The organism is Pseudorhizobium halotolerans, from assembly GCF_902153235.2.
In the GTDB taxonomy this organism is placed as follows: Bacteria; Pseudomonadota; Alphaproteobacteria; order Rhizobiales; family Rhizobiaceae; genus Neorhizobium; species Neorhizobium flavum.
In genome coordinates, this window is sequence record NZ_CABFWE030000011.1 from 351,053 (window position 1) to 374,393 (window position 23,341).

Genomic DNA, 23,341 nt, shown 5'->3' on the forward strand with positions numbered 1-23,341 from the left:
GGCTATCGCGCCTTGGAGAGGAGGACCTGCCACTGAACTTTCATCCAGCGGCAATTAGCGTTTCGGCCGTTTATGAGGTGCTCCCGGATTTTGGTCCGCCCGGCTGGAGGAATTTTCGGATCTGAGCTCATGGCGGATGGGATGCGCCGCAGCCATTCATGAGCGATATCGAAAAGCGTTTCGTGGCATCATCGCTCTCTCTACCGTCGGCGGCAGCTTGCACATAGCCGCCGGATGCTACCAGTTGGTGAATGACCCATCGGCTCGGCGGAGGTGCGGCGGCTCCGAGTATTCGAATGGCATTTTCTGCAGCTCCGTCTCGTTCACTTCGACGCCCAGCCCAGGCGCATCCGGCACGACGTAGAACGCGCCATCCATCTCGATCTGGCCGGGGAAGAGCGTCTTGTTGTCGAAACCCCAGTGCTGTTCTGCAGGGCTCTGTCTGCATTCGAGCCAGCCGAAATTGGCAACGGCTGCGCCGAGATGAACCGAAGCGGCAGTGCATCAGAGGGGTCAGCCGGATATTGCCGATCTTCATCAGGATGAACAGGACGACCCCCACCGGCGGCGAGATGAGGCCTATGGCGAGCGAGAGGATGATAGGCAGGTTTTGCAGGTTTTCGAGCGGTGCCGGCAGCTGGCGGCCAACCTGCATCATGAGCGGCCGGCTTACTACGCCAGCGGGAGCACGTCATGAAGATCATGTTAGCTGTCGCCCTTCTTCTTCTCTCAACCGTCAGTCAAGGATTCTCGATGGATGGTCTCTCGGAACTGACGAGGAAGAACCGGGTGCTTGCGGTCTTCGGCGGCGCGACGGACGGAAGACTTCGCCAGCAGATCACACTCCTGATGAAAAAGACCGATGACTTGGCCGACAGGGACATGATCGTGCTGCAGGTATCCGGCGATACCGTTTCAGCGATCTTTGGTTCTGCCCCCGATCTTGATGCGGACGCGCTGAGAGCGGGCGCCGAGGCCAGCGGGGACGAATTCCAGGTGATCCTCGTGGGCAAGGACGGCGGCATTAAGCTGCGCAGCAATCAGGTCGTCGCGAATGTGGAGATCTTCGACCTGATCGACCGCATGCCGATGCGGCGAGCGGAAAATGGCTAAAGCACCAAGCCGCTCGTGCGGTCAAAGATATGTACCCGCTCAGCGGGGATGCCGGCTTCGAACGGCGCTCCATGCCGAGCCGGGAAGGCCCCGTCAACAACGGCCGTCACTGCCTCACCCGCGAGCATGAATACCACATGGGTCTGCGCTCCCGTCGGCTCGACAACCAGTGTCTGCCCGCCGACGATGCTGTCACCTTCGGTGCCGCCTGCAACGATGTGCTCCGGCCGAAGCCCGAGCCTCACCTCCTGTCCGCGCTTCACCTTGCTTGAGGGAGCAAGCCGGATGACCGTCCCGTCGGAAAGTCGTGCCGCTGGCCCGCCCGCATCTCCGTCCACGGAAGCGTCAAGGAAGTTCATGGCCGGTGAGCCGATGAAGCCGGCAACGAAGATGTTGGCAGGGTCGCGATAGAGGTCCAGCGGTGTGCCGATTTGCTCGATGCGGCCACCGTTGAGAACGATGATCCGGTCCGCCAGCGTCATCGCCTCGATCTGGTCGTGAGTGACGTAGACGGAGGTGGTACCAACCTTGTGGTGCAGCGTCTTGATCTCAGTGCGCATCTGCACCCGGAGCTTGGCGTCCAGGTTGGACAGCGGCTCGTCGAACAGGAAAACGGCCGGATCCCGCACGACCGCACGGCCCATGGCCACCCGTTGGCGCTGCCCGCCAGACAATTGGCTTGGCTTGCGGTCCAGAAGCTCGTCGAGCGCCAGCATGCGCGCCGCCTCCCCGACGCGCCGCTCGATCTCCGGCTTCGTCACACCGGAAAGCTTCAGGTTGAAGCCCATGTTTTCCGCGACCGTCATGTGCGGGTAAAGCGCGTAGGACTGGAACACCATGGCGATGTTGCGCTCGCGCGGAGTCAGAGAATTGACCACTTTGCCGCCGATATGGACTTCTCCATCGGTGATCTCCTCCAGGCCCGCGATCATGCGCAACAGGGTGGACTTGCCGCAGCCTGACGGCCCGACAAGAGCGATGAACTCACCGTCCTCGATCGACAGCGACACGCCGTGGATGACTTCCACCGCGCCATAGGCCTTGCGGATGTCTCTCAGCTCGACAGATGCCATCTCGCTCTCCGTATCATGACTTGACTGCACCGGCGGTCAGGCCGGCGATGATATGTTTTTGCGCCAGGAAGAAGACGATGACCGTCGGCAGAATGGTCAGCGTGATGAAGGCAAGTACGAGTTGCCATTCGGTGCCGAACTCGCCGCGATAGACCATGATGCCGAGCGGCCAAGGATATTTCGTCTCCGTGTTCAACATGATCAGTGGCAGGATATAGCTGTTCCAGCTGTTGACGAAGGTGACAATGCTGACGGTGGCTACGATCGGTCGCGACAGTGGCAGCGACACGTGCCAGAAGAAGCGGATGTAGCCGCAGCCGTCGACAAAAGCGGCCTGGAACAGCTCGTGCGGCAGGTTGCGGAAATAGTTGCGGAACAGGAGAATGCTCATTCCCAGCCCAAAGGCAACTTGAGGCAGGATCACGCCCCAGTAGGAATCGAGCAGGCCGAGATCGCGGATCCGGATGAACAGCGGCAGGATCGCCGTTGCCACTGGGAACATCAGGCCGATCAGGAAATAGTTCATCAGCTGGCCGGAGCCGAAGAACCTGACATGGGCGAAGGTGAAGGCGGCCATGGCAGACACGACGACCGTCAGGAACACGGTCACCACCGCAATGAACAGCGAGTTCGCCATCTGCCGCCAGTAGCGTTCGCCAAACAGGATATCGGTGTAATTCGACCAGACCCAGTCGGATGGAAGTCCGAAGGGGCTCGTGCGCAGGTCGCCGAGAGACTTGAAGCCGCCAAGTGCCGTGGTAACGAGCGGCACCAGCACGAGCGCTGCGACAATCGACAGCGAGACGTAGAGATAAAGGCGCGTTCCCGCCGTCAGTCGAACTTGCGATGTCGTATCAGTCATGGCGCATGAATATCCGTTTGTAGCCGAAGGCCAGCGTGATGCAGATGACGAACAGTACGACGCCGACGGCGCTTCCGAGCCCCACCTGCATGCGGGTGACGCCGTAGGTGTAAAGGAAGGTGACCATGGTCTGGGTCGAATTCGACGGTCCGCCGCCGGTCAGCGGCATGATAAGGTCGAAAAGCTGCAGCGAGCCGATGATGGCAAAGAAGACTGACAACCGCACCGTTGACCCCAGAAGCGGCAGGGTCACGTAGCGGAACTTCTGCCAGCCGGTCGCACCGTCGATCTCGGCCGCTTCGAGGACGCTCTTGTCCACCGCCTGCAGGCCAGCAATGAACAGCATCATGTGGAAACCGAAATACTTCCAGACGATGACGGCGAGCACCGCATAGATGGCGAGATCCCGGTCAGCGAGAACATACGGGGTCGCGACGCCGAAGAAGCCGGCAATCGCGGCGAACAGACCGTAGTCGCCATCATAGACGAAGCGCCAGATCAGGCCGGCCGCGACATCCGCCAGCACGTAAGGCAGGAAGAAGATCAGCCGGAAGGCGACAACACCAGCAATCTTGTGGGCGAGCATCATCGCCAGCCAGATCGCGAGCGGGATCTGCAACAGCAGCGATACAAGAATGATCAACCCGTTGTTGATCAGGGCCTGCGAGAAAGCACCGTTGTTGAAGAGGACGGTGAAGTTGCGGATGCCGACGAACTCGGTCGGCGTCCCGTAACCGTTCCAGCGGTACAGGCTGTACCAGGCGGCCTCCCCCATGGGCAGAATGACGAAGAGCGTGAACAAAAGCAGCGCCGGAGGAAGAAACAGTACCAACACCGGAAGCCGTCCGCGTGCGGTGGGGCTCTTGTAGCGAGCCTTCGCCGGCAGAGCCGCGGGGCCTGCTGCCGCCGTGACAGGGATGTCCGTCATGCTTGCTGTCTCCTCCGTGCAAGCCATCATGCTGGCCAGCCGGCGGCACGCGAGCCGCCCGCTGGCCGAAGCTGCGCTGCTACTCGAGCTCGCGCGCGTCCTGGATCATCTGCGCGCCCTCCTCCGGCGTCATCTGACCGGCGAGGATTTCGACGGAGACGTCGTTGACGACGCGTCCGACCGACGGGCCCAGGTCCTGATCGAAGAAGTTCTGGTGCCAGGTCGAGGCAGCAAGCTGGTCCGCCGCTTCACGCATCAGCGGGTTCTTCAGCCCCTCCTCCGCTCCGGTTGCGGCCGGTATGATCATGCCGGCAGCCGCCATTCTGCGCTCCTGCTCTGGGCTCGTCAGGAAACGAAGGAAGTCCACGGCTTCAGGAGAAGCGCCCTTGGTGATGGCCCAGCCGTTCAGGCCGCCCAGCGTGTCCGTCACCTTGCCGGCACCGCCTTCGACCACAGGGAACGGGAAGCGACCGATGTTCTCCGGCGCAAGCCCCTTCCCGTCGCCGGCGTTCGTCCGCTGGTTCGCCTCGGTGTGCTCGAAGCCAAGCAGCATGGCCGCTCTGCCGTCGCCGAAGACACCCAGCGTCTGCGGCCAGGTGGCACCAAGATAACCGCCCTGGAACGGATCCAGCTTGCCCAGTTCGGCCAGCTGCTCGCCCGCCTTAATGATGGCTGGATCGAGGAAGCCCTCGCCCTCGTTGTTCTTGGCGTTTTCGAAGACCTCCTGGCCACCGTTTCGCATCACGAGGTAGCTCCAGTAGAAGTGCAGCGGCCACTTGTCGCCGCCACCGCCGGCAATTGGCGTGATGCCAGCGTCTTTCAGCGTCTTCACCGCCCCAAGAAAATCATCCCAGGTCGTGATGTTCTCAGCGTTGATGCCGGCTTTCTCGAAAAGGTCCTTGTTGTAGTAGAAGCTGATGGTGCCCATGCGGTAAGGCACGGCATAGACCTTGCCGTCATAGGTCAGGCCATTGAGGGCAGCCGGTTTGTAATCCTTCGCCCAAGCACCGCCATCGGCGTTCATCGCCTCTGTCAGATCCATCAGCGCACCGGTCTGCGACTGCTGGCGCAGCACGCCTCCGCCCCAGCTGTAGAAGAAGTCCGGAGCAGCGTCGGATTGCAGTAGCGTCGGCAGCTTAGCCTTGAAGGCCTCGTTCTCCAGGAACTGCAGCTGAATATCGACGTCGGGATGCTCCTTTTCATAGGCTGCAGCGATTTCTTCCCAGACCTCGATATAGGCCGGGACGGTTTCCACATGCATCCATTTGACAACCGTCTGTGCCGAGGCCCATCCTGCACCCAATGTGGTTGCAAGAGCCGTCGCGGCGACGAGGCGTATTAAGTTTCCGGCGCGGGGCGGCGCCATCCTCTGGTGATGCGTCATCCTGTTCTCCTCCCAAGGCTGCGCATTTATTCCCTGACGCGTAGAAAATCAGAGGAAGAGACGGCATCTGTCAACTCAAAAAATAAAGAAACACGCGCTCTGGATTGACACCCTCCGATTTCTCACGTTTATTTTATCCGGAAGCCGTAGTTAATACCTCTGCGAGTGCGCGTGTTGCGATGAAGACTGCCGATCCCGAATTGATGCGCGCCATCAACAGGTTCACGGTGCTGGATACCATCCGGCGCCATGGCCCGATCTCGCGAGTGGAGATCAGCGAGCGGTCGGAACTATCCACCACCACGGTATCGGCGATTACTGCCTCGCTTCTGGATGACGGTCTTATCCTGACGCGTCACGAAGGCGACATTCGCAACGCTGCAGCGCGCGGTCGGCCCAGAGTAATGCTGGAACTTAATCCTGATGCTGCGCGCGTCGTCGGCGTCAAGATCGCCGCCAACCATATGACCTTCGTCGTCAGCAATTTTTGCGGGGAAACGGTCTCAACGCTATCGCTTCCGATCCGGGTCAATCGCCAACCAATTGCCGTCATTGCGGATCTCGTAGAAGACGGCATCCGCCGCTGCGTCGTCGATGCGGGGCTCGGCTTGCAGGACATCAGCTCTGTTTGCATCGGATTTCCCGGTGTGGTGGAACATCGTACGGGCTTGGTCCGGTCGAGCCCGATTCTGAGTGAGCCGGACATCGATTTCGCAAAAGAGATGAGTGAGCGCCTCGGCGTTTCAACGATCGTGGAAAGCGATTCGCATGCGATCACCCTTGCCCACCACTGGTTCGGCAAGGGGCGAGACCTCGACGACATGGTGCTCGTGTCTCTTGAGCACAGCCTGGGCTTGGGCGTCCTGCACGGCGGTCAGCTGTTCCGCGGCGCCGGCGGACTGAGCCACAACCTCGGCGACCTGATGATGGGGAGCGGCTTGGCCGAAACCGTACGCCTCTCCGCCCTGGCCGGAGAAGCTGCTATCCTGGAAGAGCATATCCAGCATGCCCGCTTCGCCGATGCCGTCCGCCTGGGACGGGGAATGGCCGTCGCCGAAACACTGATCGCGGCCGAAGACGACGCTCTCATCCTTGCGGCAACGCGCGCTGGGGAGGCCGTCGGCATTGCTGTTGCCAACATCGTGACCCTCTTCGGGCCGCCGAGGGTAGTGATCGTTGGATCCAGCCTGTCGCTCGGCGAGATTTTCCTCAAGGCGCTCTCCGAATCCTACAGGTCAGCGATCCCGTCATCCATTCGCGAGGTAGCAGATCTCGTCTTTGATCGGTCGCCCGACGAGATGTGGGCGCAAGGCGCAGCCGTTGTGGCCCTTTGGGAGCTGTACGAATCTCCGTGGTCGACCACGGGACCTGCATCCACGCCACAGCGGTGAGACGCTGACGGCTGCAACTGAAATCTGGGAGGATTTATGAACAAGGTAGGGATCGGGATCATTGGCTGCGGGAACATCTCCTCGGCATATCTGAAGGCCATGGCATCCTTCGACATCCTCGACATCAGGGGACTCGCCGACCTCAATGCGGAGCTTGCCCGACAGCGGGCGTCCGAGTTCAACCTTCAGGCACGTACCGTAGAAGACCTTCTTGCCGATCCGGCTATCGAGATCATCGTCAACCTGACCGTGCCGAAGGCCCATGTTGCCGTCGCCATGCAGGCGCTGGACGCCGGCAAGCACACCTACTCGGAAAAGCCGCTCGGGATAAACTTTGCTGAAGGCAAGCGCCTGGCGGAGGCTGCGGAAGCGAAGGGGCTGCGCATTGGGGCAGCACCCGACACCTTCCTCGGCGGCTCGCATCAGACCGCGCGCGCGATTGTCGACTCCGGTGCGCTGGGCCGCCCGGTCGGCGGTACGGCCACCTTCATGTGCCCGGGTCACGAGCGCTGGCATCCTAACCCGGACTTCTATTACGAGATCGGCGGCGGACCCATGCTGGACATGGGTCCCTATTACATCACAGACCTCGTCAATCTGCTGGGGCCGGTGGCGAAAGTCGCTGGCTTTGCCTTTTCGCCGCGCAGTGAGCGCCTGATCACCAGCCAACCGCGCAACGGCGAGCGCATCCCCGTTCATGTGGCAACCCATGTTGCGGGCGCGATGGCCTTTGAGTGCGGCGCAATTGTCCAGATCGGCATGAGCTTTGACGTGGCAGGCCACAAGCACGTGCCGCTCGAACTTTACGGCACAGAGGGAACGCTCATCGTCCCGGATCCGAACCATTTCGGCGGTCAGGTGGAGCTCCTCAAGAAGGGCGGAAGCTTCGAGCCGCAGGAAACGACACAGCCCTATGCGGATGGCAATTACCGCTCGATCGGTGTTGCGGACATGGCCTATGCGATCCGCTCCAACCGGCCGCACCGCGCCAATGGTACGCTTGCCCTCCATGTTCTGGAGGTGATGGAAGCCTTCCAGAAGGCGGCCGAAAGCGGCACCACGGTTACGATCGAGACCAGAGCGGAGCGGCCGGCCCCTCTTTCAGGGTCCCTCTCCGAAACTCGCTTGGCTGCCTGACATCACGAGACAAGAACGAAAGGAACAGAACATGCGGGAAGCCCTGATCGTCTGGGGTGGCTGGAGCGGCCACGAACCGGAGCAATGCGCCGAGATCATCAAGGACATGCTCCAGAAGGACGGCTTCAACGTGTATGTCGAGCGCAGCACCGAGGCCTTTGCCGACCCCTCAATTCACGACCTGTCGCTGATCGTACCGATCATGACGATGTCGAAGATCGAAAAGGAGGAGGCCAAGAACCTCGCGACAGCGATCGAGAACGGCGTGGGCCTAGCCGGCTACCACGGTGGAGCGGGTGACGCGTTCCGCGAATGCGTGGAATATCAGTTCATCGTCGGCGGCCAATGGGTCGCTCATCCGGGTAACATCATCGACTATACCGTCAACATCACCCGGCCCAACGATCCGGTTATGGAAGGAATCGCCGATTTCCCCTACCACTCCGAGCAATATTACATGCATGTCGATCCTTCCAACGAGGTGCTGGCGACGACCACGTTCACCGGGGACCACGCCTGGTGGATCGACGGCGTCGTTATGCCGGTCGTCTGGAAACGTCGCTACGGCAAGGGCCGCGTCTTCTACTCCTCCCTCGGCCATGTGGCAGAAGAGTTCACTGTCCCGCAGATGAGAGAGATCTACCGCCGCGGCGCCAACTGGGCGGCCCGCTGAGACCCAACCTTGAGGCCATGCCTTCTTTACACGCCTTGAGAACGGCGACGGAATGTCGCCCCTAGCTCACCGACGCGGACACACCAAATGCCGCACTGCCTGTATATCTTGACTTCTGATACGTACCGGGAAAGATGATCCCGGCGGTAAAGGAGGAGGAGAGGATGGCGGATATTCGGCTGGAGAACGTGTCCAAGAGCTATGGCGCGGTGTCCGTGATCGAGAACCTGTCACTCACGGTGGAACCGGGAGAACTTGTGGTTTTCTTGGGTCCTTCCGGGTCCGGCAAGTCCACATTGTTGCGCATGATCGCCGGGCTGGAAAGCATCGACGGCGGAGCCCTGACGATCGGCGGCGTGCGCAGTGAAACACTCCCGCCTGGCCAACGCAACGTGGCAATGGTATTTCAAAACTACGCCCTTTACCCGCATATGACGGTTCGCGAGAACATGGCGTTTGGTCTGCGCAACATCGGAATGCCCGCCAAGGAAATCGATGCGCGGGTCCAGGAAGCCGCGCGCATGCTGGAGATGGAAGAACTGCTGGCCCGCAGGCCTGCGCAGCTTTCGGGAGGCCAGCGCCAGCGAGTGGCGATCGGCCGGGCGATCGTCAAGGAGCCGAAAGCCTTCCTGTTCGACGAGCCGCTGTCAAACCTCGATGCCGCGCTTCGGGTGCGAACTCGCGTGGAGCTGGCGCAACTGCATCAGCGGATGAACGCCACGATGATCTATGTCACCCACGACCAGACGGAGGCAATGACGCTCGCCGACCGCATCGTCGTGCTGAACAAGTGCAAGATCGAGCAGATCGGTGCACCGATGGATGTTTATCTGCGACCGGCCTCGCGCTTCGTTGCAAGCTTCATCGGCTCGCCAGGCATGAACTTCCTTCCCGTGGAAGTCTCCCGCCCAGGACCGGGACCGATCCGTATGCGCAACGGCTTTGAGATACACGTCGATGCTCCCGTACCGAGCGCAGGTCGATTCGACCTCGGCATTCGTCCCGAAGCCGTGCAGGTGCTGACGCGAGGGGATGCTCCTCCGGGGGAGACGACGGAGGCGAGTATCAACGTCGTCGAGCGCCTGGGCGAGCGCACCCTTGCCTATTGCAGGCTCGACGATGGAACGGAAATCATTGCTCAGGATGCAGGCCGCTCTCCCGTGCGCGCCGGAGATCGCGTCCGTCTGCGTTTTGATCCGAGCGCCATTCATCTGTTCGACACGGCAGGCAAGTCCTACGCAGCACACTAGGACACTCCGCAATTGCCGTGGTCGAGAGACCGGATGCGCCCTGCCGCTACCCTTTGATACCCGCTGACAGCGTAATCGCCTCCGTCACGCGCCGCTGAAAGATCAGATACGCCAGCGCGACCGGCAGACCGGCCAGAACGGCTGCGCTTAGTTCGCGAGCATAATAGACGCCGAAGGCGTCGTTCACCTGAGTAATACCGACGGTGATCGTCATCATGTCTGTACGCGTGACCGCGAGGAACGGCCAGAGAAACGAATTCCACGACCAGATGAAGCAGACGATGCAGAGCGCCGTCGTGACACCCCAGTTCATCGGTATGTAGATGCGAGTTAGGATCCGCCATTCCGAAGCGTTGTCCATGACTGCCGCTTCTCGGAAATCCTTTGGTACGCCGTCGAAAAATTGTTTGTAGACGATGATGATAACCGGGTGGATCAGCTGCGGCAGCACGATCCCCGCCCAGGTGTTGATCAGGCCGAGGTTCGCGACCAGCTCGAAGTGGTTGACGATCAACGTCTGCATCGGAACCATGAAGCTTGCCAGGATCAGCCACCACAGTAGTTTGCGAAACGGGAACTCCAGCTGCGAGATCGCATAACCGCACAGCAAGGAAGACGATACCGTCAGTACGGTGACGCTAAGCGCCGTGACGACGGAGTTGAGATACCACCGGCCGATCTCGGTCTCGGTCAATGCAAAGATATAATGAGAGAACGTCAACGTATCCGGCCAAAGTTCGATATAAGGCCGGACCACTTCATCTTCCGGCTTCAGCGACGAGACCACGCCCCAGTAAAGGGGAAACGCCCAAAGGATCGCGGCAACAACGGTGAACAGGGTGATGAGAAGGCCGGCGAGGTTGAGGCGGCGTGCGGTCTGCGCATTCATCGGCTGCGGCCTCCTGAAAGCCTCGTCAGCTGGAAATTAAGAACCGAGACGACAATGACGATAAAGAAGAGTACCACGGCAGCGGCGGCCGCACGTCCTCCCTGGTCGGACTGGAAGGCCCGCAGAAAGATGTAGTAGACGAGGACTAGGTTGTCATTTGGCCGCCCGCCGGTCGAGAACAGATAGACCTGATCGAAGATCTTCAGCTGCGAGATCAGCTGGATCGTCAAGACCAGCGCAGTCACCGGCCACATCAAAGGCCATGTGATGCGCGAAAACGTCGCCCACCTCCCCGCATTGTCGAGAGCCGCTGCCTCGTAAATCTCTCTTGGAATGGCGCGCAAGCCGGCCAGGAAAAGCAGGATTGAAAAGCCGGCAGTCCACCAGATGGTGATCAGCCCCACCGCCGGCATGAACCAGAGAGTGGACTTGAAGACCGGGATCCGTTGGATCCCGAGAAGGTCAAAGACATACATCGCGATCCCGAACTGGAAGTTCAGTGTCCAATCCCAGATCAGGTAAACCACGGAAACGGGAAGGATATACGGCAGAAAGAACAGCGCCAGGACGGCCGCCTGCATTCGCCCTGACAGCCGGTTCACACCAAGTGCGATCGCGTAGGCGACAATTGTTCCTGGGATGACAGTCAGCAGGACGAAATAGCCGGTGTTCCACAAGGCCGTTTCAAACCGACGGTCACTAACCAGACGGGTATAATTCGCCAAGCCGACATAACTGCCCTCTCCGATCAGAGGAGCGTCCGTCAGGCTGATCATGAAAAGCTTGATGGTCGGATAGATGAAGACAAGCCCGTAGATCGCCACGAAAGGCGCGACGAGCGCCAGGGCAAAGATCATCTCGCTGCGTCTATTCCTCAGCATGCTTCCTGATATCCTCCCCCCGGCGGCTGAACAATGTACGGCGAACCATCTGGCCAGGCAGGCAGAGTCCAGCCTGGCCAGGGGATCAATTCAAAGGTCCTCGAGACCGAGCTTTATCTCCTCCACGGCCTCTGCTGGTTCCATCTCGCCGTTCAGCGTTGGCACGAAGTAAGTCGACATGACGTCGAAGATCGGGCCCGCGATACCGGCGAGCGGTGTCTTCGGGTCGAAGATCATGTTCGAGGTCAGCGAGGAGTAGGTGGCATTCGGCTCCATCGCCTTGTAATCCGCCGATGCCGTTACTGGAGCATAGGCAGGGATATGACCTGCCGTTGCCCAGAGCAGCGAGTTCCTGGATATCCAGCTGATCACCTCGAGCACTGCCGCACGCTTTTCAGCAGTCATCTTCTCGCCCTTGTTTGCCGGAATTGCGAACGTGTGGCTATCGGCATAGGTGGAGGGATGGTCGAAGATCACCGGCAGTTCCACGGCACCCCATTCGAAGAGCTTGCCCTCCTTCTGCAGATCCGTCATCGTCGGAACTTCCCAGACGCCGTTGATCATCATTGCCGCCTCCCCGGAGGTAAAAAGAGCGACCGTTGCGGGGTAGTCCGTATAGGTGGACTGCAGACCCTTTTTCGTCCAATCCTGCAGCACGGACAGCGCATTCTGCAGCTTCTCCGCATTATCTCCGGCAAGGAATTCGTTGCCGGTCATCAATTCTCCGTCCTGCTGGCCCATCAGCGAATAGATGGTGCGGAACATGAAGTTACCGTCCGCGGTGACAGACCCGAGTGGGAATTTCACACCGGAGTCCTTCAGGGCCTGAAGCGTCGCCTCAAAGCCTTCGCGTGAGTCCATCCCCTTCGGCTTGCCGTCATCGCCAAGGACACCGGCCTTCGCCAGCAAGTCCTTATTGTAGTAGAGCACGATCGGATGGGTATCGAGAGGCACTGCATATTGCTTGCCGTCGACGGTCACCGCATCCCAGGTGGCGGCTGCGTAATCATCCTTGCCCAGCCCCATGGTGTTCCAGTCCTGGGGGGTGATCTCCTGCAGGATGCCCTGCTTCACGGCAAGCGGAATGCGGCTTGCGTGATAGGTCATCACGTCCGGCGCCTCGCCAACGGCAGCAGACGTTTGAACCTTTGAGTAAAAAGGCGTGCCCCACTCAAGCGTGGTCGCGTCGATCTTGATCTCACCCTGATGGGCGGCGTTGAAATCGCTGATCAGCTGCTTCATGCGCACCCCGTCGCCGCCGGCAAGGAAGTCCCACCACACGACGGTTTCTTGCGCGTGGGCGGCGGAGGTCATCAGCCCCGTCGCAAGCACAAGCGCCTTCGTCAACCTGTACCAATTCGCCATCTTCTTCTCCTCCCTGGATTGAAAGTGGCCTCCTACCGCCACTTATGAACGAACTAGAGCTTGATCCTGATCATCGAATAGGAATAGGGCGGCACCGTAACGCCCACGCGATTTTGCTCCAGGCTGGCCGTGCCCCCCACCTGCTGCGGCTTCACATTCTCGGGATTGTCTTTGGTGTTCCTGGCCTCTAGGTCGTCGTGCTTGATCAGCGTGTGCTCGATCGCCTTGATTGTCCCGAACCGTTCAACCGAAAGCTCGACGTCCATGTGTTCCTGGCCGTGACGGTTGACCGCAAAGAAGGTCAGCCAGCCTGCCTCGGCATCATGGACGCCGGAGACATCGAGATACGGAACGGATCCGGCGATATCTGAGGTATATGACTGGCAGTCGACATCAAGGTTGAGTGCGGTGCCGCGACCGTAGTGGGAGGCAAGCTGCAACGGATGATAAATCGTCTGGCGCCAGGCCCCACCGCCAGGCTCCGTCATGATCGGAGCGATGACGTTCACGAGTTGCGCAATGCAAGCGATGCGGACTAGGTCGGACCTGCGGATAAAGGTGTTGAGAATGCATCCTACCTGTAGGACGTCCTCGAAATTGTAGATGTCCTCCAGAAGCACCGGCGCGTGGGGCCAGTCCCACTCCTTCATCCGCCGAGCGTCGCTCTTGCGTTCGTGATACCAGACATTCCACTCGTCGAACGAGATCTTCACGTCCCGCTTGGACCGCTTCTTCGCCTTGATGAAGTCGATCACGCCGCCGACGGTGCCGATGTAGCGATCGAGCTTTTGGGGAAGGGCCAGATATTCGGCTGTCTTCTTTTCGTAGTTCTCGAAATACATGTGCAGCGAAATGTAATCGATCTGCTCGTATGTCTCTTCCAGAACGGTTGCTTCCCATTGCGGATAGGTCGGCATCTCGGAATGGGAGGAACCGCAGACAACGAGTTCAAGCTTGTCATCGAAGGCGCGCAGAGCCTTGGCAGTCTCGTTAGCAAGGTGTCCATACTCGGCAGCGCTCTTGTGGCCGACCTGCCATGGACCGTCCATCTCGTTGCCAAGGCACCACAGTTTGACGTCCCAAGGTTCTGCGCGACCGTTCTTGCGTCGCAAGTCGGACCAGTAGCTGCCGCCTGGATGGTTGACGTACTCGACGAAGTTGCGTGCGGCATCGAGCCCGCGCGAGCCGAGGTTCACCGCCAGCATCATCTCGGTTCCGGCAGCCTCTGCCCATTCGGCAAACTCGTGGATGCCGACCTCGTTCGATTCGGAGGTACGCCAGGCAAGATCGAGCCGCGTCGGGCGCTCCGCCTTCGGCCCGATACCATCCTCCCAATTATAGGCCGAAACGAAGTTCCCGCCGGGATAGCGGCAGATGGGCGTATCGAGTTGCCGCACGAGTTCGATCACATCCTGCCGCATACCATTGGGGTGCGCCGATGGATGGCCAGGTTCATAGATGCCGGTATAGACCGCGCGACCGAGATGCTCCAGGAAGGAGCCATAAAGGCGCTTGTCTATTTCGCCGATGGAATAATGCGCATGTGCAGTGACTCGAGCGTCCATGGTCCTCCCCGCCCTTCATATCACAAAAACCGGTTTGTATCCGGTTTAATGTTATTTAAAGCGGAGCATCAGGCTCTCGTCAAGCCGACGCTGAGGCTTCAGATCTGGATTCGGAGCACAATGTCCTGCGAGTAGTTTCCGAACCCCGCTCCGAAGATGTTGATCCCGCCGGGATGCTGAGCGTCTTCTTTGACGCCAACGCGCATGCGGATCGAGCGGTGGCGGTCAAGGCCAAGCGCATCCAGCGTCACATCGGAAATTCTCACGCCGTCAACAAAACTGCCGAATTCGTTGATGCGCCAGTTCTTCAGCTTTCCGTATTGCGAACCCTTGAGCTTCCACCAATCGGGTGTGAAGACGCCGCGCTTGTCGCCAAAATCTCCAGGTGAAGTCCAGGTTCCCACGTCGATACCATTGACCTGAAGGAAAATATCGGACGGCCAGTTGGCAGCAGTGCCGGGAACCTCCGAACTCAGCTCCATCGAGAATTCCAGTGCCTTCGGCTTCGCCTTCTTGATCAGCGTGTTGTTGGGGAACTGGTATTCGACGTAGCCCCGCGTGAACCACAGCAGGCCGGCTTTCATCCGGTCCGGATCAAGAAAAGTATCCGGAACGTCGAGAAGCCCGATGACGCCATCTTTCGAGCAGAGGCCGCAGGGTCCGGTGACATCGAATTCGGTATAGAGTCCAAGCGGCATCGAGACCTCGATCATATCGTCATGGGCATCCGCCGCGGTCTCAGCGAAAGAAATCAATATTTCCTGGAATGCGGAATGACAGAGCTTCTGGCTTCCCTTGCGCGCCCTTTGGCTCTCCGTGTGGATAAGACCGCAATCCTCCAGAATCTTGAGATTAATCGATACTGTAGACTGCGGCAGCCCAAGGCTCTCTGCGATCTGATTGACGTTCTTTGCCCCCGCTCGCCGCAGAAGCTTTAAAATGCCGATGCGAACCTCGCTCGCGAGCCCCTTTATCAGATCCTGGCGTTCGACAGGATCAATCACCAGAACTTTGCCAGTCATTCAACCACCTATCCTTCCAACGCATCGATATCAGATCTTTTGATATGGACGCAACGCTGGTGGTAGGGTAGCGACATGTCGGAGGCGTGCGACAGACACAGAAGCAAGCAAGGCTATCTTACACCGGCGACCGTGGAAGCCTGTTATGGATCGATTTCATGCGACGGATCATCAGCAAGGTGGTCGTCGAGCCCTCTGCCGATGGCAAGTCGGCGGACCTTTCGATCCACGGCCCACCTCGCTGCCATCATGGCAGCCCAGGAAGCGACTGTCCTTTGTCAGGCGACACGCCCCTTTGAGCCTCAAGTTCCCGACAGCACACGTCTTTACTGCGGCGCAACCAGCCGCTCGCCGGATGATCTCCCACTGACGCCATGAAGCGTTCCCGACGCGCTTCGACAAGCCGCGTTGCGGAGTATGAAGCCATAGTTGTAGCAACCGCGTTCCGCGTTGGCCTGTGCGCCTTGCAGTTCAACGTCCCGGTGCTGGGGCCTGCAGCGACACTGGATCAACCTGCATATTGGCCTTACCGTCGCATCCTTTTCTCTCATGCGCATTGGATGGGATCGGCGGGAACTACCTGTTTCGCGGCTCTTCCCGGGGGGGCCTACAATAGAATCCGCGACGGCTTTAGTGAAAATTGGCTTGACCACTTTCCGATAGAGCGTTTAACCATCGGTTGTTGGCGGGTGGAGCAATGCCGACAGAGGGAGGACGACGTCATGCAGAAGTCGGCTGGCAATCCAGAAGCTGAAGTTCCAGCCGCTGGCCACCAACCGCTTTTGCGTCTCGAAGGCATCACCAAGGAATTTCCTGGCGTTCTCGCGCTGTCAGACGTCAGCTTTGACCTGCGAAGAGGGGAAGTTCACGCGGTCTGCGGCGAAAACGGCGCGGGCAAGTCGACCTTGATGAAGATCATCAGCGGCGTCTACCAGCCGACCCGCGGCACCATGGTCTACAAGGGACAGATCCACCAGTTCGCGGCGCCCATGGAGTCCGAGGCCGCCGGCATCGCCATCATTCACCAGGAACTCAATCTCGTCCCGCACCTCTCGGTCGCGGAGAACATCTATCTGGCGCGCGAGCCCCGCCGCGGCCCCTTTGTCGATCGCAGGAAGCTTAGAGCCGACGCGAAGCGTTGTCTTGACCGGCTCGGCGTGTCGATCGACACAGAGACGCCGGTGCGCAACCTTTCGGTGGCGCAATGCCAGATGGTGGAGATCGCAAAGGCACTGTCGCTCAACGCCGAAGTGCTGATCATGGACGAGCCGACCTCCTCTCTTACGGAGCAGGAGACGCGACTGCTTTTCAAGGTGATCCGCGATCTCAAGTCCGCCGGCGTCGGGATCATCTACATCTCCCACCGCCTGGACGAAATGGCGGAGATCGTCGATCGCGTTACCGTCCTGCGCGACGGCCGCTACATCGCGACCGACGATTTCGAGACCACGACAGTCAACGACATCGTCGCCAAGATGGTGGGTCGCTCGCTGGAAGAGAAATTTCCCGAGCGCACGTCTGCTCCATCCCAGGAGGTGATCTTCAGCGTCTCCGGCCTTGCCCGCACCGGCGTGTTCTCCGATGTCAGCTTCTCGCTACGGCGCGGAGAAATTCTCGGCTTTGCAGGGTTGATGGGCGCGGGACGCACGGAAGTCGCGCGCGCCATTTTCGGAGCTGACCCGCTCGATACAGGCACCATTACGCTCCATGGCGAGACGCTGAAGATTCAATCGCCACGCGACGCCATCTCGGCGGGACTTGCGTATCTTTCGGAAGACCGCAAGGCGCAGGGGTTGGCAGTCAAGATGCCGGTGGACGCCAACATGACGCTCGCCAACATGGAGGACGTGTCGAACGGGTTCGGCCTCATCGACTTCGCCAGGCACGACAAGGTGGCGAAGGAGTATGTGGAGCTTCTCGACATCCGCACACCTTCCATCAAGCAGCCGGTCCGCCTTCTGTCGGGTGGCAACCAGCAGAAGATCATCATTGGCAAATGGCTGTTCCGTAAGCCGAAGGTGATGTTCTTCGACGAACCTACCCGCGGCATCGACGTCGGCGCGAAGTTCGCGATCTACAAGATCATGGATGAACTGGCGGCGGAAGGGATCGGCGTTGTTCTGATCAGCTCCGAACTGCCGGAAGTCCTTGGAATGACCGACCGCGTCGCCGTGTTTCACGGCGGGCGCATTACCGGTGTCCTGGAGACGCGGAACACTGACCAGGAAGAAATCATGCGATATGCCTCGGGCTATGGCCCGAAGGCGCACTGAGGGTAACCATGGCCGACGTAAGCGAACAGAAGACCCGGCGGCTAAGCGACCGCCAGAAGGACATTATCCAGAAGTTTGCCGCACTTGGCAGCCTCTTCGTGCTGATCGCCGTATTCTCGGCAACGAGCAGCGCGTTTTTCACCATCAATAATGCAATGACCATTGCGTTGCAGGTCACCTCCATTGCCCTTTTGGGAATTGGTGCAACCTGCGTCATCATCACCGGCGGCATTGACCTTTCCGTCGGATCCGTGCTGGCACTGGCCGGCGTGGTGGCGGCACTGGCTGTCAAGGATTGGGGTATTCCCGTGCCCTTCGCCATGTTGATCGGTATCCTGACCGGGTCGATCTGTGGCCTTATCAACGGCACCCTCGTCACCAGGATGAAGCTTCCCCCCTTCATCGCGACGCTCGGCATGATGCTGATTGCTCGCGGTTTCGCCCTTCAGATCACGGGAGCGCGTGCGGTATCGGGACTGGGCGAAGCCTTTGGCGTGCTTGGGAATGGTTCGCTGTTTCGCATTGTCAACATTGGTGATGACGGCTTTCCGACCGTCGTTTTTCCGGGCATTCCCTACCCGGTGATCCTGATGGTGGTGATCGCGGTCGCCGTCTCTTTGATGCTGAACCGGTCCGTGCTCGGCCGCCATATCTATGCAGTCGGCTCCAACGCAGATGCAGCCCGCCTTTCCGGCGTCAACGTTGCTCGCGTCGTCAGCTTCACTTACGTCCTCTCCGGAACACTGGCAGGCCTCACCGGCTGTGTGCTGATGTCCCGCCTCGTTACCGCACAGCCAAACGAAGGCGTGATGTACGAGCTGGACGCAATCGCCAGCGCCGTTATCGGCGGCACGTCGCTGATGGGTGGGGTGGGCACGATCTCCGGTACCGGTATCGGGGCCTTCGTGATCGGCATCCTGCGCAACGGGCTCAACATGAACGGCGTCTCCGCCTTCACACAGCAGATCATCATCGGCCTCGTCATTCTCGGCACTGTCTGGATCGACCAGCTGCGCAACCGCCGATGAAGAACGGGTGCGGACCCTTATCCGCAGCATGCATGAGGGAGTGAGGAGCTCCCGGATAACCGGCCGGACGGCCACTCAGTTGGAGGAAGACATGATGAAACTCGCTACAGCACTACTCGCATCCGCCATGGCCTTTGGCACGCTCTCTGCCGCTCAGGCGGGTGAAATCGCCGTGATCGTCAAGACGGTCAACTCGACCTTCTGGCAGAACGTCCAGAAGGGCGCCGACGCTGCCATGAAGGACGTTTCGGAGCATACGATGACCTTTCAGGGTCCGGCTGCGGAATCGGCAATCGCCGACCAGGTCAACATGGTCGAGAATGCCGTCAATCGCGGCGTTGCCGGCATCGTGCTTGCCCCGTCCGATCCGGACGCGCTGGTTCCCGCCGTGAAGAAGGCTTGGGAAGCCCGTATCCCTGTCGTGATCATCGATTCCATGCTGGCCGAGGGTGCTGAGCAGTACTATCAGTCCTTCCTCTCGACCGACAACAAGAAGGCCGGCGAACTGGCCGCCCAGGCCTTGATCGAGCGCGTCGGCACCGAAGGCAAGATCGCGGTCATGTCTTACGTTGCAGGTGCTGGCTCCGAAATCGGCCGTGTCGGCGGTTTCACCGACTACATCAAGGCGAATTCGAAACTTGAGATCGTCGGCCCCTTCTACTCTCAGTCGCAGATGGCGACGGCGCTGAACCAGACGACGGACGTTCTGGCCGCAAACTCTGACCTCAAAGGCATGTTCGGCGCCAATGAGCCGACCGCCATCGGAATGGGCCGCGCGCTGAAGCAGTCTGGTAAGGCTGGCCAGGTTGTGGCGGTCGGCTTCGACGGCAACCAGGACCTCCAGGAGTTCGTCAAGGACGGCACACTGGCTGCGATCGCCGTTCAAGGGTCCTTCCAGATGGGTGAACTCGGCATTCAGACGGTGACCAGCATCATCAACAAGGAGAAGGTCGAGAAATTCGTCGACACCGGTGTCGTGCTTGTCACCAAGGACAATATCGACAAGCCGGAAGCTCAGAACGTCCTTTATTGAGTTCCTCCCTGGCGCGCATCGCGAATGATGCGCGCCCATCCCAAGGAATACTTTGATGAACGCTGCCGAAACTCGCAAACTTCCTCACTCAGATGTGGAAGTCACCCTCGTCGGCCTCGGTTGCGCCCAGATGGGTAACCTCTACCGCGTGACCAGCTACGAGGAATCGGCCGGTGCGTTCAAGGCTGCTTGGGATGCCGGGATCCGTTATTTCGATACGGCCCCCTTCTACGGTTACACCCGCTCGGAACGCCGGCTCGGAACGATGCTGACGGACCTTCCGCGCGACGCTTACGTCATCAGCACCAAGGTTGGCCGTGTCATGACGCCGGATGAGACCGTGGGCGAGGAGGAGGATGGTTACGTCCGGCCGCTCCCCTTCCGGCCGGTCTACGACTACAGCTATGACGGCATCATGCGATCCTTCGAGGCAAGCCAGCAGCGCCTCGGGATCCTCAAGCCTGACATCCTTTACGTGCACGACATCGGCCGCATGACCCATGGAGACCAGCACGAACACTACTGGAGCCAGTTGACCGATGGCGGCGGGTTCCGGGCGCTCTCAAAGCTCCGGGACGAAGGCTCGACCAAAGCCGTCGGACTGGGCGTGAATGAGTGGGAAGTCATCCGCGATACGGTGGAGGTCTTCGACATCGACGTCTCGATGCTCGCCGGCCGCTACACGCTCCTGGAACAGGAAAGCCTGCCGCTGATGGACGAGTGCGCCCGTCGGGGCGTCGGCATTGTGGTCGCCGGGCCGTTCAACTCGGGCATCCTTGCCGGCAACAGGAAGTTCAACTACGCCGATGCACCGGCCGCCGTTCTGGCGCGGGTCGATGCGCTCCGCACAGCCTGTGAGGAAGAAGGCGTGAGCCTGCAGGCTGCAGCATTGCAGTTCCCGCTCCTCCACCCCGCAGCCGTCACAATCGTGTCCGGCGCCCGCACGGCCGAGCAGATCCAGTCCAACCTTGCCTGGTTCTCAGAACACATCCCCAACACTTTCTGGCAGCGGCTGCGCGATCGCGGACTAGTTGCTGAAGGCGTCCCGCTGCCGCGGGATGGAGCATAAGCCAAGATGTGGATCGACGCCCACCAGCACTTCTGGCGCCTCGTTGACCGGGCAGGACAATGGCCTCCGGCACAACTGGCAGCGATCTACCGCGATTTCATGCCAGAGGATTTGCAGCCGCTCATGGCTGACGCGAAGATTGATGGGACTGTGCTGGTGCAGACCATGGAGACGGACGCTGACACTCGGTTCATGCTGGAGTTGGCCGACAAGAGTCTTTTCATCCTTGGCGTCGTCGGCTGGACGGACCTGAAATCGCCGGATGCACCCGCTGCCATCGCGCGGCTGGCGCAGACGCCGAAGCTCAAGGGCTTCAGGCCAATGCTGCAGGACATCGCAGATGATCGCTGGATCAATGATCCTGCGCTGAAGCCTGCCGTTGCCGCGATGATTGAGCAAGGACTCGTCTTCGATGCACTGGTGCTGCCCAGGCACCTCGAACCGCTCCTCGATTTCGCTCGACGATCGACGCGGCTGCCGATCGTCATCGATCACTGTGCAAAGCCGCTGATAGCCGAGGGCAGGTTCGTCGACTGGTACGCGCGGATGAAGGCACTCGCCGAACTCCCCAATGTGCATTGCAAGCTGTCGGGCCTGCTGACCGAGGCCGGCGACCAGAAACCTGCCGCGGTGCGACCATATGCGGAAACCGTCCTGGATCTCTTTGGGCCGGAGCGCGTGATCTGGGGAAGCGACTGGCCGGTTCTACGGCTTGCTGGAGAGTATCAGGCCTGGCTGACCCAGTGCCTCGACATTGTGCCGCCCGAGCACCACGGCGCCGTCTTTGGTGGCAATGCCGTCCGCTTCTACAATCTCGACGTGGTGCGGTTCTAAGACTTATCTAAGCCTGTGTCTTTGGGTGCCGACGGCCATTGACGCTACTGAGGAGACGAAAATGCAGCGCATGGGGATGGTTATCGGCGTCAAGCCGGAGATGATCGCAGAATACAAGCAGCTGCACGCCAAGGTCTGGCCGGAGATCCTCGACCTGATCTCGCTCTGCAATATCCGTAACTACACCATCTTTCTGCGCGAACCGGAGAACCTGCTGTTCGGCACCTGGGAGTACCATGGCAACGACTTTAGGGCCGATATGGCAAAAATGGCAGCAGACCCGAAGAACCAAGAATGGTGGTCCTTCACCATCCCCTGCCAAACATCTCTAGACACCTGTCAGGAAGGGGAATGGTGGGCAATGATGGAAGAGGTCTTTCATCACGACTGAGCCGCTAAATTAACAGGAAAAACCGTCTAAATGCCGTCTACCGACGACCTGTTTCGGACCCTCCTCGTTTACGTCGCCGGCAGATTCAACCGGTCGTCGCAACACCCTCGGTCATATCTGATTTGAGCAAACCGTCGAGCGCCTCTGCAGGTGTACGCCAGCCCAGGGTCTTGCGTGGCCTACTATTGAGCGCATGGGCTACGGCACTGAGTTCACCGGCACCATGCTGGCTGAGATCCGTCCCTTTTGGAAAGTACTGACGCAGCAGGCCGTTGGTGTTCTCGTTGCTCCCGCGCTGCCAGGGGCTTTGAGGGTCGCAGAAATAGATATCGAGCTCAGTGTCGATGCGCAGTCGAGCATGCTGAGCCATCTCCGCGCCCTGGTCCCAAGTCAGTGATCTGCGAAGGTGTGCTTGTAGATCCATGATGGTGCCTGCGATCGCGTCGCGGGCGGCTTCGGCCCCATGACCGGCAAGCGCTGGACCGTTTTTGACAGATTTGTCCATCCCATGACGTTCCATGCGTGGGAGGTGCAGGAGCATTGTGAACCGTGTCGTCCGTTCCACCCGCGTACCGATTGCTGAGCTGCCAAGCCCAAGAATAAGATCACCTTCCCAATGGCCGGGTACCGCTCTTTCGCCGATCTCAGACGGACGATCGCTAATCATCAACGCATCTGTTAGGAAGGATTTGCCACGGCTACGAGCGCTGGAGTTCACCAGCCCGGTCCAGACAGGAGCAGTCTTCACCCTCATGCCGCTGATCAGCGCAGGGTTCGCGAAATGTTGTTCATCGGCCAACGGACTGGATCGGAAGTCCTGATTGCCCTTGGCACGGCAGGTCTCGGGACCATTTGGGTGATATTCGCGCCGACGTCCAGGCACTGCTTTCGTTCGACATCGGACGCGGCGAACTGATTTTTCTGGCTGGCGTGATCAGCCATGCTGCGGACGTGCCGCTACAGACGGCGCCAGTCCACCACATCGGTCTGATGAAGACTTGACAAAAATGCGGCAGTTAACAACGCCGAGCACCTACCACGCCAGTCGAGCCCGCTCGACGAGAACGAAATTGCGCCGGAAACACTGATCCAAAACGCGATTATCCGCTTATTAGAGCGGGTCGACCACTTTACCGAGGTTGCCTGAGCAGCGACTGGCGGGTTTCATGAGATCTGCAAA

At 59.8% G+C, this 23,341-nt stretch carries 21 protein-coding genes and 2 pseudogenes; 12 read left to right on the forward strand and 11 right to left on the reverse strand.

Annotation, left to right across the window (positions count from 1 at the left end):
• Positions 1-237: 237 nt before the first annotated feature.
• Positions 238-489: pseudogene (locus FN060_RS17055) on the reverse strand (mandelate racemase/muconate lactonizing enzyme family protein); the annotation flags it as partial.
• A gap of 264 nt (positions 490-753) precedes the next feature.
• On the opposite strand from FN060_RS17055, the gene FN060_RS17060 reads away from it, so the two are divergent.
• On the forward strand, positions 754-1,113 hold the full coding sequence (locus FN060_RS17060) for a DUF4174 domain-containing protein (RefSeq protein ID WP_280514342.1): 360 nt from the start codon (positions 754-756) through the stop codon (positions 1,111-1,113).
• Here FN060_RS17060 and FN060_RS17065 read toward each other — a convergent pair.
• The 4 genes from FN060_RS17065 to FN060_RS17080 form a co-directional block, all read right to left on the reverse strand.
• Positions 1,110-2,186: an ABC transporter ATP-binding protein gene (locus tag FN060_RS17065; RefSeq protein ID WP_142589127.1), complete on the reverse strand. Its 1,077-nt coding sequence runs from the start codon at positions 2,184-2,186 to the stop codon at positions 1,110-1,112. The two genes, FN060_RS17060 and FN060_RS17065, sit on opposite strands and share 4 nt — an antisense overlap.
• 13 nt (positions 2,187-2,199) lie before the next feature.
• On the reverse strand, positions 2,200-3,048 hold the full coding sequence (locus FN060_RS17070) for a carbohydrate ABC transporter permease (protein ID WP_142589128.1): 849 nt from the start codon (positions 3,046-3,048) through the stop codon (positions 2,200-2,202).
• Positions 3,041-3,976, reverse strand: a complete 936-nt coding sequence (locus tag FN060_RS17075; protein WP_142589129.1) for a carbohydrate ABC transporter permease — start codon at positions 3,974-3,976, stop codon at positions 3,041-3,043. The genes FN060_RS17070 and FN060_RS17075 overlap by 8 nt, the downstream gene beginning before the upstream one ends.
• 79 nt (positions 3,977-4,055) lie before the next feature.
• On the reverse strand, positions 4,056-5,360 hold the full coding sequence (locus tag FN060_RS17080; protein WP_142589130.1) for an ABC transporter substrate-binding protein: 1,305 nt from the start codon (positions 5,358-5,360) through the stop codon (positions 4,056-4,058).
• Positions 5,361-5,539: 179 nt separating this feature from the next.
• Between FN060_RS17080 and FN060_RS17085 the strand changes: the two genes are divergently transcribed.
• From FN060_RS17085 to FN060_RS17100, 4 genes are all read left to right on the forward strand, one after another.
• Complete coding sequence (locus tag FN060_RS17085) at positions 5,540-6,751, forward strand: ROK family transcriptional regulator (protein ID WP_142589131.1); 1,212 nt, start codon at positions 5,540-5,542, stop codon at positions 6,749-6,751.
• A 36-nt stretch (positions 6,752-6,787) separates the two neighbouring features.
• The gene (locus FN060_RS17090) at positions 6,788-7,888 is read left to right on the forward strand and encodes a Gfo/Idh/MocA family protein (RefSeq protein ID WP_142589132.1); all 1,101 of its coding nucleotides are present in this window, start codon (positions 6,788-6,790) and stop codon (positions 7,886-7,888) included.
• A gap of 31 nt (positions 7,889-7,919) precedes the next feature.
• Entirely contained in the window at positions 7,920-8,561 is a 642-nt protein-coding gene (locus FN060_RS17095) for a ThuA domain-containing protein (RefSeq protein WP_142589133.1), read from the forward strand.
• 164 nt (positions 8,562-8,725) lie between these two features.
• On the forward strand, positions 8,726-9,811 hold the full coding sequence (locus FN060_RS17100) for an ABC transporter ATP-binding protein (RefSeq protein WP_142589134.1): 1,086 nt from the start codon (positions 8,726-8,728) through the stop codon (positions 9,809-9,811).
• Positions 9,812-9,857: 46 nt separating this feature from the next.
• Here FN060_RS17100 and FN060_RS17105 read toward each other — a convergent pair whose 3' ends face one another.
• The 5 genes from FN060_RS17105 to FN060_RS17125 all read right to left on the reverse strand — a co-directional run bounded on the left by FN060_RS17105 (position 9,858) and on the right by FN060_RS17125 (position 15,533).
• Positions 9,858-10,700, reverse strand: coding sequence for a carbohydrate ABC transporter permease (locus tag FN060_RS17105; RefSeq protein ID WP_142589135.1), 843 nt, complete (start codon positions 10,698-10,700; stop codon positions 9,858-9,860).
• The gene (locus FN060_RS17110; protein WP_142589136.1) at positions 10,697-11,581 is read right to left on the reverse strand and encodes a carbohydrate ABC transporter permease; all 885 of its coding nucleotides are present in this window, start codon (positions 11,579-11,581) and stop codon (positions 10,697-10,699) included. Before FN060_RS17110 ends, FN060_RS17105 begins: the two co-directional genes overlap by 4 nt.
• A 90-nt stretch (positions 11,582-11,671) precedes the next feature.
• Positions 11,672-12,946 carry an extracellular solute-binding protein gene (locus FN060_RS17115; protein ID WP_142589137.1) on the reverse strand — a complete coding sequence of 425 codons (1,275 nt, stop codon included), beginning with the start codon at positions 12,944-12,946 and terminating at the stop codon, positions 11,672-11,674.
• Between the two features lie 53 nt (positions 12,947-12,999).
• On the reverse strand, positions 13,000-14,511 hold the full coding sequence (gene arfA, locus FN060_RS17120; protein WP_142589138.1) for an arabinosylfuranosidase ArfA: 1,512 nt from the start codon (positions 14,509-14,511) through the stop codon (positions 13,000-13,002).
• A gap of 98 nt (positions 14,512-14,609) precedes the next feature.
• On the reverse strand, positions 14,610-15,533 hold the full coding sequence (locus FN060_RS17125; protein ID WP_142589139.1) for an ArsR/SmtB family transcription factor: 924 nt from the start codon (positions 15,531-15,533) through the stop codon (positions 14,610-14,612).
• A 722-nt stretch (positions 15,534-16,255) separates the two neighbouring features.
• Here FN060_RS17125 and FN060_RS17130 point away from each other — a divergent pair.
• The 6 genes from FN060_RS17130 to FN060_RS17155 all read left to right on the forward strand — a co-directional run bounded on the left by FN060_RS17130 (position 16,256) and on the right by FN060_RS17155 (position 22,161).
• Entirely contained in the window at positions 16,256-17,806 is a 1,551-nt protein-coding gene (locus tag FN060_RS17130; protein WP_142589140.1) for a sugar ABC transporter ATP-binding protein, read from the forward strand.
• Positions 17,807-17,814: 8 nt separating this feature from the next.
• Positions 17,815-18,834 (forward strand): ABC transporter permease, encoded by a 1,020-nt coding sequence (locus FN060_RS17135; RefSeq protein WP_142589141.1) that lies wholly within the window; start codon positions 17,815-17,817, stop codon positions 18,832-18,834.
• Positions 18,835-18,925: 91 nt separating this feature from the next.
• Complete coding sequence (locus FN060_RS17140) at positions 18,926-19,867, forward strand: ABC transporter substrate-binding protein (RefSeq protein WP_142589142.1); 942 nt, start codon at positions 18,926-18,928, stop codon at positions 19,865-19,867.
• A gap of 55 nt (positions 19,868-19,922) precedes the next feature.
• On the forward strand, positions 19,923-20,936 hold the full coding sequence (locus FN060_RS17145) for an aldo/keto reductase (RefSeq protein WP_142589143.1): 1,014 nt from the start codon (positions 19,923-19,925) through the stop codon (positions 20,934-20,936).
• A gap of 6 nt (positions 20,937-20,942) precedes the next feature.
• The gene (locus tag FN060_RS17150) at positions 20,943-21,770 is read left to right on the forward strand and encodes an amidohydrolase family protein (RefSeq protein ID WP_142589144.1); all 828 of its coding nucleotides are present in this window, start codon (positions 20,943-20,945) and stop codon (positions 21,768-21,770) included.
• Positions 21,771-21,831: 61 nt separating this feature from the next.
• A complete protein-coding gene (locus FN060_RS17155) occupies positions 21,832-22,161 on the forward strand; it encodes an L-rhamnose mutarotase (RefSeq protein WP_142589145.1) in 330 nt (109 codons plus the stop codon).
• Positions 22,162-22,246: 85 nt separating this feature from the next.
• Here FN060_RS17155 and FN060_RS17160 read toward each other — a convergent pair.
• Positions 22,247-22,858, reverse strand: a pseudogene (locus tag FN060_RS17160) (IS30 family transposase); the annotation flags it as partial.
• 155 nt (positions 22,859-23,013) lie between these two features.
• Between FN060_RS17160 and FN060_RS23170 the strand changes: the two are divergent.
• Entirely contained in the window at positions 23,014-23,163 is a 150-nt protein-coding gene (locus FN060_RS23170) for a hypothetical protein (protein ID WP_244665841.1), read from the forward strand.
• The last annotated feature ends 178 nt before the right edge of the window (positions 23,164-23,341 follow it).